This is a genomic window from Streptomyces sp. NPDC044984, from assembly GCF_040646935.1.
GTDB lineage: Bacteria > Actinomycetota > Actinomycetes > Streptomycetales > Streptomycetaceae > Streptomyces.
On sequence record NZ_JBEZBE010000001.1, the window covers coordinates 424,789 to 436,948 of the forward strand.

The following is a 12,160-nucleotide window of genomic DNA, read 5'->3' on the forward strand; positions in this document are numbered from 1 at the left end:
CGCGGGCAGTGACGCTGCCCGGTCGGCCAATGTCAACTCCCCTGTAACGGCGGCTCCTTAATGTGGCGAGCCGCCTCCCGCGCACCCCCTGTCCCGTGATCGCCTCACCTTGCATTCCTTACCCCCCACCGACTCATGAAACAGGTAGCCATGCTCCGCGTAGAAGAGAACAGGTCTGCCCTGTCCGACACCGCACCCCGTGACCCCGTCCGGGCCGGCTCGGTCCTCCGCAGCTCTCGCTCCGAGCGCCCGACCCGAACGACCCTGGCCGTCTACGCCGCCGATCCCGTGCTGCGCACGGGCGTCGTCCAGCAGTTGCGGCACCGCCCCGAGATCGACCTGGTCGACGTCGACGACGCCGACTCGGCCCAGGTGTCACTGGTGGTGGTCGACACCGTCGACGACGACGTGGCCGCCCTGCTCAACCGGCTGCGGCACAACAGCGCCACCCGCACCGGCCTGGTGATAGGCACCCTCGGGGCCGGCGGACTGCAACGCGTCATCGAATGCGGTGTGGCGGCCGTGCTGCGCCGCACCGAGGCCGATCAGGACCAGCTGCTGCGCCTGGTCCTGGCGACGGGCAACGGCGAGGGGATGCTCCCCGGCGACCTGCTCGGCGAACTGCTCAACCACGTCGGCAGCCTCCAGCGCTCCGCGCTCGACCCCGGCGCCCTGTCCCTGTCCACCCTCACCACGCGCGAGGCGGACATGCTGCGCCTGGTGTCGGAGGGACTGGACACGGCGGAGATAGCCCGCAAGACCTCGTACTCCGAGCGCACCGTGAAGAACGTCCTGCACGAGGTCATCACCCGGCTGCAACTGCGCAACCGGGCGCACGCGGTGGGCTACGCGCTGCGCAACGGGCTGATCTGAGGCCCGGCCGGGCGACCCCGCCGACGACGCCGGGGAACCCCGCACTGCCCGAAAGCACACCCCGCGCTTCCCCCGGGTGCGGCCCCACCGCCCTGCCGCCGTGCGCGCGGCCGGTGCACGGTGGCGAGGGCACATCCAGATGCCGCACCAGACTGCGAAGGGGACCGTGATGGAAACCGCTGGCTCCGGCGGGCGGTACCGCCTGGGGAGACTCGGCATGTCGCTGCTGCTGGTCGTCCCCCTCCTCGGGGTGACGGCGGCGGCCGGTACGGGCAGCGCCGAGCCGCGGCCGACGGCCGCGGCGGACGCCGCTCAGACCCGGATCGTGTACGCCGGTACCGGGCACCGCAGCCTCGGCCAGGCCACCACCACCACCTCCAGCACCCCACTGCCCGGCAAGGGTCCGGCCCCCTCCGAGGAGGGTCCGGCCCACTACGACGTGCAGCCGTCCGCCCTCGGCGACCAACTGGTCTTCGCCAGCCGCCGCGACGAGAAGAACCCGCAGATCTACCTGCGGGCCGCCGACGGTTCGGTACGGCGGCTCACCACCGGCATGGACGCGGCGCACCCCCAACTGACTTTCGACGGGCGGTTCGTGGTGTTCGACGCGGCCGAGTCCGCCGCGGGCGGCGGGACGCAGCGCGACCTGTGGCTGGTGCGCACCGACGGCACCGTCGGCACCGGTCTGTCCCGGCTGACCAACACCCCGGACGCCGACGAGGAGGACCCGACGGTCTCCCCCGACGGGAAGCGCATCGCGTACGTCTCCGACGTCGACTCGTCGGCCGGCCGGCAGATCTACGTACGGAACCTGGACAAGGGCATCGCCACCCGGATCACCGACCCCGCGAACGGCACCGCCTCCGAACCGGCGTGGAACCCGGTCGACGACGACGACAACCGCGACTGGATCGCGTACACCGTCACCACGACCGAGGACGGGGAGTCCGTGCGCCGGTTGCGGATCACGAACCGGACGGTCGACGAGCCGCCCACGAACGGGGCGGCCGACGAGCCGCTGTTCGGGGGCGCGAGGGCCGGCTGGCGTGCCCACGGGGCAGCGTGGCTGCCCGACGGGGACGGTCTGGTGTTCCTCAGCCCCGAGAACACCTGTGAGTGCCAGAGCGACTGGGACCACGTGTTCCGGTCCACCGCCCACTCCGACCGGGTCCCCTCGCTGGTGCTCAACGAGAACCGGGACGTCCTCTCGCCCACCTGGCTCGGCCCCCTCGACGGCGGCAGGGCGGTGGTCGAACGCACTTCCGCGGCCGGCCCGCACGTGGTGACGCTCCAGGACGCCCGGACGGACGGCTCCGACCCCCGCGACCTGGGGCTGACGATCCTCAACGAGGATCCGGAGGCCGACACCAACACCAACGCCGCCAAGGACCCGCTGTTCGATCCCCGGCCCGGCTACGACCCGTGGACCGAACGGCAGAGCTACACGCCCGACGGCCGCCGGATCGTCGTCACCCGCTTCGAGACCAACGCCGAGGGACGCCGGAAGCAGCGGATCTGGATGGTGGACGCCGACGGCTCCAACCCGGCGCCCATGAAACTCGAGGGACGCGCCGACACGGACTGGGACACCGACCCGGCGTTCTCCCCGGACGGCAAGTACCTCGCCTTCACCCGGACCTCGCCCGGCGGCGTCGGCGGAGACAGCCACATCCTCATCGCGGACGTCGCCAGCGGCGCGATCACCGGCAAGGTCGTCCCGCCGGACGGAGAGCTCACCGGTCGGGACGCCCAGCCCACCTGGTCCCCCGACGGCACCACCCTGGCCTTCACCCGCGCCGAGGAGATCAACGGGGTCGGCGGCAACAAGCACGTGTGGACCGTGCCGGTGGACGACCTGTCCCAGCAGGACGACCTGAGCAAGGAGAACTGCCCGGACGACTGCGAGGTCATCGACGACAGCCCCGCGTTCTCCCCGGACGGCCGCGGCATCGCCTTCAACCGCAAGAACGGCGCCGGCCTGATCGATGAGGAGAACGGCATCCTGCTGACCTCCCTGACCGGCGACACCTGCCGGGTCCTGCTGCCGACCGCCGCCCGCGGCCTGCCCGGCGCCTGCGGCCGGGAGCTGCCGGACACCTCGGTCACCGGCCCGCACCAGCCCCGCGACGCCGCCTGGACCGCCGACGGCAAGGGGCTCGTGTTCAGCTCCCGCGCCGCGGTCGAGGTCAACAGCCCCGAGAAGCTGAGCCGCCTCGACATCGCCTCCGGCGACGTCACCGCGCTCACCGGCGACCTCGCGGGCCGGCAGAAGGAACCCGCCGTCCAGCAGTCCGTGGACCTCGCCGTCCGGGTACCCGGCACCGCCCCGCGGGTCACCGTCGGCGACACCACCACGGTCACCGTGGAGGTGGTCAACAACGGCCCCGCCGCCTCCCCCGGCACCCGTCTGACCATCGCCCCGCCGGCCGGCGTGCGGGTCACCCGGATCAACCGTCCCGGCGGCACCTGCGACGCGGCCTCCCTCCAGTGCGACCTCGACGTGGTGGAGCCCGGCCGCACCGTCCCGGTGGACGTCACGCTCACCGGAGTCGTCCCCGGCGACGCGCCGGTCGACTGGTCGGTCGCCGGTACGGTCATCGACCCGCAGCCCAGCGACAACGCGGGCCGGACCGTGGTGCCGGTGGCCGAGGCCACGCCGACGCCCACGCCCACGCCCACACCTACGCCGACCCCGACGCCCGCGCCGCCCGCGCCCCCGACTCCCACGCCGCCCGCGCCCCCGGCCCCGACGCCGACTCCCACGGTGCCTCCGGAGCCGGCGGAGCCCGAGGCCGGTCCCGGGGTACGGGTCACCGCCCAGCCGAACCCCGGCTACGTCGGCGGGCGCGTCGTGGTGACGTACACCGTCCGCAACGGCCGCAACGCGCTCGCCACCGGACTGCGGCTGCGCATCGGCCTGCCCGCCGGCCTGCCCAACAGCGGGCGCCCGGCCGGCTGCGACCGGAGCTGGGTGTGCGCGCTGCCCGACCTCACGCCGGGCGCGAGCACCGTCGTACGGGTCGTGCTCAGCCCGGACAAGGCGATGACCGGCCAGGTCACCGGCGTGCTCACCACCACCGGCACGGACGCCGACAGGAACGACAACACCGCCCGGCAGCGGCTGCGCGTCCTCCAGCCGCGCATCGTCGCGGTGCCGGAGATCGGCAAGCCCGGCTTCGTCACCTCCGTGCGCGGCAAGGACTTCCCGCCGGGAGCACCGGTGCGGTTCAAGTGGAAGCCGGGGATCACCGCGGCGGCGGCGCCCACCGTCCCGCTGGCGAACGGCACGTTCACCGGCCAGCTGCTCATCCTCGCCAAGGACCAGACCGGACCGCGCGTCATCACGGCCAGCGGCCCCGGATTCTCCCCGGTGAAGACCGACTTCCTGGTCGTCAGCGGCAGCGTGCAGCCGCCGGACGAGGTGACCCGCCGGTGATCCACGAGGTCGACGAGGGGCTGCGCCGGCTGCTCGCCGGGAGCGGACTTGAGGCGTCGGGCGTCGACGTGGTCTTCGACGCCCCCACCCGGGACTGGGCGGCGCGGCGCAGCGCCCCGACCGTCTGCGTCTTCCTGTACGACATCCGGGAGGACGCACTGCGGCGCGGCACCGGCGCCGGGGAGGTGTACGACGAGGACGGGCACCTCGTCGCCCGGCGCTCCCCGCCGCGCTGGTTCCATCTGACGTACCTCGTCACGGCGTGGGCGAGCCGCCCGCAGGACGAGCACCGGCTGCTGTCCCAGGTGCTCGGCACCCTGGTGGCCCACGACGTGCTGCCCCCGGGGCTGCTCACCGGCTCGCTCGCCGAACTCGGCCTGACCGTGGGCCTGGACACCGCCGGGACCGGGATGGACGCCCCGGCCGCCGCCGACGTGTGGTCGGCGCTCGGCGGGGAGCTGAAGGCGTCCCTCGGGGTCCGGGTACGGGCACCGCTCGCCGGGGTGACCAAAGCCGTCGCGCCGCCGGTCACCGAAGGCCTCGTCGTGCGCTCCGCTGCCGCGCGCGAGGGCGCGGCGGCGAGCCCGGGACGCCGGCTGCGCTACACGGAGGCGAGCGACCCGGGCCCGGACGGCTTCACCGGCCCGCGCGAACGCCCGCCGGCCCCGGCCCGACGCCGCCGCAAGGGAGACCGCCAGCCGTGACGCACACCGTGGAACCCGCGCTCGACGACGACCGCGTCGGGGGAGGGGACGGCGGGACCGGCCGGGACGGTGACGCCCCTTCCGCCGGCCCCGGCACTCCCTTCGCCGGCCCCGACGCCCTCTGGGTGCGGCTCGGGGCGGTCGAGAGGCGGGTGCGGGAGGCCGTGGCGGTGCGGCGGGACGCCGATCCGGATCCCGACGACCCCTACCGCGGCCAGTACCTCACACCGGAGGCGGTGGCGCGGATCCTGGACGAGCCGGGTGGGCTCGACGCGCCCGCGCAGGGGCCGTGGCAGCCGCCGGACCGTTCCGTCCTCGGCACGCTCGCCCGGCGGTTCGGGCTGTCGCCGCTCGACCTGGACCTGCTGCTGGTCGCCCTGGCGCCCGATCTGGACGCACGGTTCGAGCGGCTCTACGGCTACCTCAACGACGACCTGACACGCCGTCGGCCCACGGTCGGGCTCGCGCTGGAGCTGTGCGGGCTCGGCGGCGCGTCGCCCGCCCGGTTCCGCCTCGCCCCCGGGGCCCCGCTGGTCGCGGGCGGCCTGGTGGAGGTCACCGAACCGGAACGGCCCCCGCTCTCCCGCGTCCTGGTGGTCCCCGACCGGGTCACCGGCCACCTCCTGGGCGACACACAGCCCGACGCCCGGCTCACCGGTGTGCTCGGCGAGGTCCGGGAGGACCCCACCGCCGAGGCCGCCGAGGTCCACCGGGCGGCGGCGGCCGGAACCGGGGCCGGCCTCGTCCATCTGCGCAGCCGGGGCGGCGACGCCGAGGGACTGGCCACCGCGGCCCTGCGCCTGGCCGGTCTGCGCCCGCTCGTCCTGGACACGGCGGCGCTCGCCCGGCGCCCGGCCGACGTGCCGGCGCTGGCCCGGGTGATCGCCCTCGAAGCCCGCCTGACCGGCGCCGGTGTGGTGCTCGGGCCGCTGGCGGCACTGCCCGGGGAACCCGCCGAACGGTCCCGTACGCTCAGCGCGCTCTGCGCCGGACTGCGGGGCGTCCCCCTGTTCACGCACGGCACGACGAGCTGGGACCCGGAGTGGGCGGCCGACACCCCCGTCGTCCTGACCGTGGGGGCACCCTCCCCGGACCGCCAGGCCGCCCGCTGGCGGCACGCGCTCGCCCGGGCGGCCGGGGGTCTCGCCGTGGCCGGTGCGGCCGAGGGTCTCGACGGGGCCGCCGGTGCGGCCGGGCTCCTCGACCGGGCGGCCGGCGAACCCGCCGTGAGCGGAGCCGCCGGCCACCGGGGCCCCGACGCCGTCGTCCCGGTCGGTGACGTCGAGGAGCTCGCGCAAGCCGTCGCCGCGCACCGGCTGGACGCCGGGCAGCTGCGCCGGGCCGCCGACGCGGCGGTGCGCACGGCCGCCCTCGAAGGCCGCCCCGTCGGGCCGGACGACCTGCGCGTCGCCGTACGCGCCCAGAACGGCGCGGGACTGGACCGGCTCGCCCGCCGGGTGGAGCCGGGCGTCGGCTGGGACGACCTGGTGCTGCCGCCCACCACCCACCGGCGGCTGCGGGAACTCGCGCTGCGCGCCCGCCACCGCGAGCAGGTGCTCGGGCAGTGGGGGATGCGGCCCGGCGGCGGCCGGGGACGCGGCGTCATCGCGCTGTTCGCCGGCGAGTCCGGCACCGGCAAGACCATGTCCGCCGAGGTCGTCGCCGCGGACCTCGGCATGGACCTGTACGTGGTGGACCTGTCCACGGTGGTGGACAAGTACATCGGGGAGACCGAGAAGAACCTGGAGCGCATCTTCACCGAGGCGTCGGCGGTCAACGCGGTGCTGCTCTTCGACGAGGCCGACGCGATCTTCGGCAAGCGCTCGGAGGTGAAGGACGCGCACGACCGGCACGCCAACATCGAGTCGGCGTACCTGCTCCAGCGCATGGAGTCGTTCGACGGGATCGCGGTGCTGACCACCAACCTGCGGGCCAACCTGGACGAGGCGTTCACCCGCCGCCTGGACGTGGTGGCGGACTTCCCGATGCCGGACACCGGCCAGCGCCTCGCCCTGTGGGAGCGGTGCCTGGGCGACCGGCTGCCCCGGGCCGACGACCTCGACCTCGCCTTCTGCGCGGACCGCTTCGAACTGGCCGGCGGCTCCATCCGGGCCTGCGCGGTCACCGCGGCCTACCTCGCCGCGGAGTCCGGCGAACCGCTCACCATGCGGCAGACGGTGACCGCGATAGCCCAGGAGTACCGCAAGCTCGGCCGCCTGGTCCTGGAGAGCGAGTTCGGGCCGTACCTGGCGGACGCCGTGAGCGTGTGAGGTCCCCGGGCCCGGTCAGAGACTGGCGGTCTTGAGGATGTGGGTGGCGACCAGCTGGAACTTCCGCAGCTGGGTCTCGATCTCGGTGGCGTAGTCCGGGGCGTCGACGGTGACGGGGTGATCGGTGTCCTTGGCGCGGTAGTACGCGGTGATCTGCCGGTTCCCGGCGAACCTCAGCGCGACGCCCTTCGGCCAGTCCCGGTCCATCAGAAGGGGCGCGTACGGTTCGAACCACCGGGGAAGCACCAGGGAGGTGAACCCGCCCGGGCCGGGCGGGATCCGGTCGGACGGCACGTCGGACTCGTAGGATCCCAGGTCCGGTCCCCTGGTGGCGATGTCGGCCCCCGGCTTGCCGATGATCGCCATCGCCGTGTTCTGGGTCCGGTCCTGGAGCAGTGACCGGTACTGGGCCACCGTGTCCGCGTGGGCCTCCGTGAGCAGCCCGGCCTTCTTGCTGTTCAGTACGGCCGAGGCCAGCATGTGGAACATGCTCTCGTCGCCCGCGGCGTTCTCGCGGATCTCGGCGAGCTCCGCCTCGCTCAGCGCGGCGCCGGGAACGTCCCCGGCCATCTCGCCGAGGATCATGTCGTCGTCCACGGGACGCTCCATGGCCACGCTGAAGCTGCCCCGGTCGCGTGCCGTCAGCGACTCGTCCACCACGTCCCGGACGTCCGCGTCGGAACCGCCCGCGCGCATGTCGAGCACGTTCACCGCCAACGCGGTCCTGTTCCCCTCGTCGTTCGAACCGGTGAAGGCCATCCCCTGGCGGGACAGGGTCCTCCGCCCCAGGATTCCGCTGCTGTTGATGGAGTGGACCAGGTCGATCATCGCCGCGATGCGCTCGACCTCGAGGACGAGCTCCTCGCCGTCCTTCACCCGCAGGGGCACGTCGGCGGTCAGCTGCGGCGCGTAGCGCAGCACCTGTCGGCCGGTGTCCGTGAGGAGATCGTCCAGCCCGGCGTCCTTGACGAGGCGGGCCGGATCGGCCACTTCCGCGCCGTCGACGAGTACCGCCCGCTGGACCGCCGTCTCCCCGCCGCCGGCGACAGGGTGCTCCGGGACGGCGGTGCGCACCGGAACCGGCCCGGCCATCACCCGGCGGGCGTTGGCCTCGGCCTCGCGCTCGAAGCGGTCGCCGGGATCGCTGACCCGCAACCCCGCGCCGTTGTCGGCGCCGGCGACCGGCCCCCGGCGCTGCTGGACGACGTGGGTGAGCTCATGGGCGAGGGTGTGCTTGTCCGTTCCGCCCCGGCCGAGGACGACGTGGCTGCCCGAGGTGTACGCCCGTGCCCCCACCGAGTCCGCCGAGGCCGCCGCCTCGGGGCCCGTGTGCACCTGCACGTCGTGGAAGGACTCGCCGAGCCGGGCCTCCATCTCCGCCCGGAGCGAGGGCTGGAGCGGCCGGCCGGACCTGCTCAGGACGTCGTGCACCGCCGAGCGCTGGACCGGCGCATCGTGACCGCAGTCGGCGCTGTGCTCGTGCCGCTCCTCTTCCACCATGCGCGCCACCACCGCATTGCCCACGGCACGTTGCAGGGCCGGCATCCCCGCGGGGGACGGACCGCCCGGGAGGGCGGACCGTTCGGCGGGCGGCGCGGTCCGGGCCTGCGGACGGCCTGCCCGGCCGGCCGCCTGCGATTCTTCACGGGCACGCATGCGCTGTCCTCTCCACGGATCCCCGGCCCACCAGTGGAGCGCGCGGGCCGGTGGGGTGTCCAGGGCCGGGAGGGCAGCGTAGGGGCAAGGGTGGGTGACGTCCGGACGGTCAGTGGGGGGCGCCCGGAAAGGCAGACGTCTTGCCCCCGGGCAGGTCCGCACGTCCCTGCCGCCCCACCCGGCGCACCGCGCAGACTCGGCCTGGACACAGGTGACCGCAAGGACGTTAAGGAGCGAGCATGCCGACGTACCTCACCCCGGGCGTGTACGTGGAGGAGGTGCAGTCCGGTGCCCGGCCGATCGAAGGGGTCGGCACGGCCGTCGCCGCGTTCGTCGGCTTCGCCGAGAAGGGCCCGTTCCACGCGCCGACGCTGGTCACCAGCTGGGACCAGTACTCCCAGCTGTTCGGCGGCTTCACCGAGGGCACCTATCTGGCCCACGCGGTCTACGGGTACTTCGCCAACGGCGGCGGCGCCGCGTACGTGGTGCGCATCGGCGGGTCCGCCGAGGACACCTCCGCCCCGGCGGCGGGCAACGGCCGGCCGAGCGGAGCCGGCCGGGCCGCGCAGCCGGTGGAGCTCGGCGGCTTCCTGATCGCGGCCAGGCCGGGCGTGACCGGGGTGTCGGTGGAGATCGCCGACGCGGACGGCGAGAACCCGCCGGAGGACCGCTTCAAGGTCCTGGTCCGCCGCGGCGACCAGGTGGTGGAGACCTACGAGGCCTCCACCCGCAAGAACGTCAAGGGGTACCTGGTCACCCAGGCCCGTGCCTCCGCGCTGATCGAGGTCACCGAGCAGCGCGGCGCCGGCCAGACCAAGCCCGCCGCGCAGACCGTGGCGGTCCCCGACGCCCCGGGCGTCCCGGCGGTGAACGGCTCCGGCGAGCCGGCCCGCATCGACCCCGCCGAGTACGTCGGCGACGCGGCGGCCCGCACCGGGTTCGGCGGCCTGGAGACCATCGACGAGATCACCATGGTCGCGGTGCCGGACCTGATGGGCGCCTACCAGCGCGGTGACATCGACGCCGAGGGCGTGCGCACCGTGCAGCTCGCCGTCATCTCGCACTGCGAGCAGATGGGCGACCGGGTGGCCGTGCTCGACGCCCCGCCCGGGATGTCCGCCCAGCAGGTGCGCACCTGGCGCAACGACGAGGCGGGCTACGACTCCCGCTACGCCACCCTGTACTACCCGTGGGTGCGGGTCTTCGACCCGGCCCTCGGGCGCAACACCACCGTCCCGCCGAGCGGTCACGTCGCCGGTGTGTGGGCGCGCAGCGACGCCGAGCGCGGCGTGCACAAGGCGCCCGCCAACGAGGTGATCCGCGGCGCGGTCGACCTGGAGCTGCGGCTCAGCAAGGGCGAGCAGGACCTGCTCAACCCGATCGGCGTGAACTGCATCCGGGCCTTCCCCGGCCGCGGCATCCGGATCTGGGGCGCCCGCACCCTCTCCTCCGACCCGGCCTGGCGCTACCTGAACGTGCGCCGTCTGTTCAACTACCTCGAAGAGTCCATCCTGCTCGGCACCCAGTGGGTGGTGTTCGAGCCGAACGACGACCGCCTGTGGTCGAGCATCCGGCGCAACGTCACCGCGTTCCTCCAGGAGGAGTGGCGCCGGGGCGCGCTGTTCGGCCGGACCGCCGCCGAGGCGTTCTACGTGAAGTGCGACCGCGACAACAACCCGCAGGAGTCCATCGACCAGGGCCGGGTCGTCTGCGAGATCGGCGTCGCGCCGGTCAAGCCCGCGGAGTTCGTGGTGTTCCGGCTGGCCCAGTTCTCCGACACCACCAGCCTCATCGACGAGTGACCCGCGGGTCCGCAAGGGAAGGTTGACAGACAGACATGGCAACGGGCGACGCTCTTTCCACCCACGTCTTCGGCGTGCAGCTCGGCGGGTACCTGGTCGAGTCGATCCAGGAGATCAGCGGGTTCACCGTCGAGGAGGATGTCGTCGAGGTCAAGCAGGTGACCTCGGAGGGCAAGCAGATCATCCGCAAGCAGCCGGGTGCCCGGCAGGCCGGCGAGATCACGATCACCCGGGGACTCGACCAGAGCAGCGAGTTCACCAACTGGATCAAGGAGACCCTGAACAACGGGGCCGTGAACTCCGCGCGCCAGAACCTCACGATCGAGATCAAGGACACCGAGGGCACCACGGTCCGCCGGATCCAGCTGCTGCAGGGCTGGGCCTCCAAGTGGGAGGGCCCGTCCCTGAAGGCGGGCGAGTCCTCCCCGGCCACCGAGTCCGTCACGATCGTGTTCGAGGAGATCGTCGTCGAATGAGGCGTCGTACGGTCACGGCGGGCAACCTGGAGGAGCTCCTCCAGGCGACGGCGCCCGCCCAGGCGTCGGAGCAGGCGGCGGCCGCCCCGGCCGCCGCCGCCCCACCGCGCCGGGAGGACCACGGACTGCGCACCGAGTTCGAGTTCGAGCTGCCGCGCGGCTACGTGGACGACGAGGGCACGGTGCACCGGCACGGCACGATGCGCCTGGCCACCGCCCGCGACGAACTGCGGCCCCAGATCGACCTGCGGGTCAAGGAGAACCCGGCGTACCTGAGCGTGGTGCTGCTGAGCCAGGTGATCACCCAGCTCGGCTCGATCACCGATGTGCACGCCGGGGTCGTGGAGCGGATGTACGCCACCGACGTCGCCTTCCTCCAGGACTTCTACCGCCGCATCAACAGCGAGGGCCACACCCGCGCGGCGGTGACCTGTCCGCACTGCGAGGGCGGCTTCGAGGTCGACCTCTCGGGTGGGCGCCTGGGGGAATCGTGACGTACGCGCTTCCCCGGCTCCGGGAGGAGATCGCGTACGTCGCCTACCACTTCCACTGGCAGCGCGAGGAGATCCTCGACCTGACCCACGGCGAACGCCAGCAGTGGGTGGCCGAGATCGCCCGTATCAACACCCGCATGAACGAAGGCGGTTGAGCACATGGCATGGCGGGACAGGCTGCGCCGCCGGGCCGCGGGGCCGTCGGCGGGCGGCCGGTCCGGCGCGTCCGGCACGGGCGTGGACCGGGGCGCGAACGGCGTCCCGGCCGCCGCCGTGCCCGGCGACGGCCCGGGTCCCGCCGCGCCCGGTGGTTCCGGTCCCGCCGTGCCCGCCGACTGGGACGGTGGCTGGCGCCGCACCGCCGCGCCACGACTCACCGTCTCCCGCGCCCCGCTGGGCGTGAGTGACGGCCTCTCCTTCCGCTCGGGTCTCGCCGCCTGGCAGAACCC

General features: G+C 73.9%; 8 protein-coding genes and 1 pseudogene. 8 read left to right on the forward strand and 1 reads right to left on the reverse strand.

From position 1 onward, the window contains the following. The first annotated feature begins 150 nt into the window (after window positions 1-150). From AB0A94_RS02120 to AB0A94_RS02135, 4 genes are all read left to right on the forward strand, one after another. The gene (locus AB0A94_RS02120) at window positions 151-873 is read left to right on the forward strand and encodes a LuxR C-terminal-related transcriptional regulator (RefSeq protein ID WP_361737364.1); all 723 of its coding nucleotides are present in this window, start codon (window positions 151-153) and stop codon (window positions 871-873) included. A gap of 169 nt (window positions 874-1,042) precedes the next feature. Beyond that, on the forward strand, window positions 1,043-4,309 hold the full coding sequence (locus AB0A94_RS02125; protein WP_361737366.1) for a hypothetical protein: 3,267 nt from the start codon (window positions 1,043-1,045) through the stop codon (window positions 4,307-4,309). Beyond that, complete coding sequence (locus AB0A94_RS02130; RefSeq protein WP_361737369.1) at window positions 4,306-5,013, forward strand: DUF4255 domain-containing protein; 708 nt, start codon at window positions 4,306-4,308, stop codon at window positions 5,011-5,013. Before AB0A94_RS02125 ends, AB0A94_RS02130 begins: the two co-directional genes overlap by 4 nt. Before the next feature lie 125 nt (window positions 5,014-5,138). After that, on the forward strand, window positions 5,139-7,283 hold the full coding sequence (locus AB0A94_RS02135) for an ATP-binding protein (RefSeq protein WP_361737564.1): 2,145 nt from the start codon (window positions 5,139-5,141) through the stop codon (window positions 7,281-7,283). Window positions 7,284-8,369: 1,086 nt separating this feature from the next. Here AB0A94_RS02135 and AB0A94_RS02140 read toward each other — a convergent pair. Next, window positions 8,370-8,828, reverse strand: a pseudogene (locus tag AB0A94_RS02140) (DUF4157 domain-containing protein); the annotation flags it as partial. Window positions 8,829-9,178: 350 nt separating this feature from the next. On the opposite strand from AB0A94_RS02140, the gene AB0A94_RS02145 reads away from it, so the two are divergent. Genes AB0A94_RS02145 through AB0A94_RS02160 form a run of 4 tightly spaced genes read left to right on the forward strand, consistent with a single transcriptional unit; the run spans window position 9,179 to window position 11,866 of the window. Further along, the gene (locus AB0A94_RS02145; protein WP_361737372.1) at window positions 9,179-10,741 is read left to right on the forward strand and encodes a phage tail sheath family protein; all 1,563 of its coding nucleotides are present in this window, start codon (window positions 9,179-9,181) and stop codon (window positions 10,739-10,741) included. A 35-nt stretch (window positions 10,742-10,776) separates the two neighbouring features. Then, window positions 10,777-11,217 carry a phage tail protein gene (locus tag AB0A94_RS02150; protein ID WP_217128024.1) on the forward strand — a complete coding sequence of 147 codons (441 nt, stop codon included), beginning with the start codon at window positions 10,777-10,779 and terminating at the stop codon, window positions 11,215-11,217. Further along, window positions 11,214-11,711 (forward strand): hypothetical protein, encoded by a 498-nt coding sequence (locus tag AB0A94_RS02155; RefSeq protein ID WP_361737376.1) that lies wholly within the window; start codon window positions 11,214-11,216, stop codon window positions 11,709-11,711. The genes AB0A94_RS02150 and AB0A94_RS02155 overlap by 4 nt, the downstream gene beginning before the upstream one ends. Continuing rightward, complete coding sequence (locus tag AB0A94_RS02160; RefSeq protein WP_217128022.1) at window positions 11,708-11,866, forward strand: DUF6760 family protein; 159 nt, start codon at window positions 11,708-11,710, stop codon at window positions 11,864-11,866. Before AB0A94_RS02155 ends, AB0A94_RS02160 begins: the two co-directional genes overlap by 4 nt. The last annotated feature ends 294 nt before the right edge of the window (window positions 11,867-12,160 follow it).

Bases quoted from the DNA above. Each gene is read 5' to 3' on its own strand.
- AB0A94_RS02150 (WP_217128024.1), top strand. From the start codon at position 10,777: ATGGCAACGGGCGACGCTCTTTCCACCCACGTCTTCGGCGTGCAGCTC.
- AB0A94_RS02145 (WP_361737372.1), top strand. From the start codon at position 9,179: ATGCCGACGTACCTCACCCCGGGCGTGTACGTGGAGGAGGTGCAGTCC.
- AB0A94_RS02120 (WP_361737364.1), top strand. From the start codon at position 151: ATGCTCCGCGTAGAAGAGAACAGGTCTGCCCTGTCCGACACCGCACCC.
- AB0A94_RS02155 (WP_361737376.1), top strand. From the start codon at position 11,214: ATGAGGCGTCGTACGGTCACGGCGGGCAACCTGGAGGAGCTCCTCCAG.
- AB0A94_RS02125 (WP_361737366.1), top strand. From the start codon at position 1,043: ATGGAAACCGCTGGCTCCGGCGGGCGGTACCGCCTGGGGAGACTCGGC.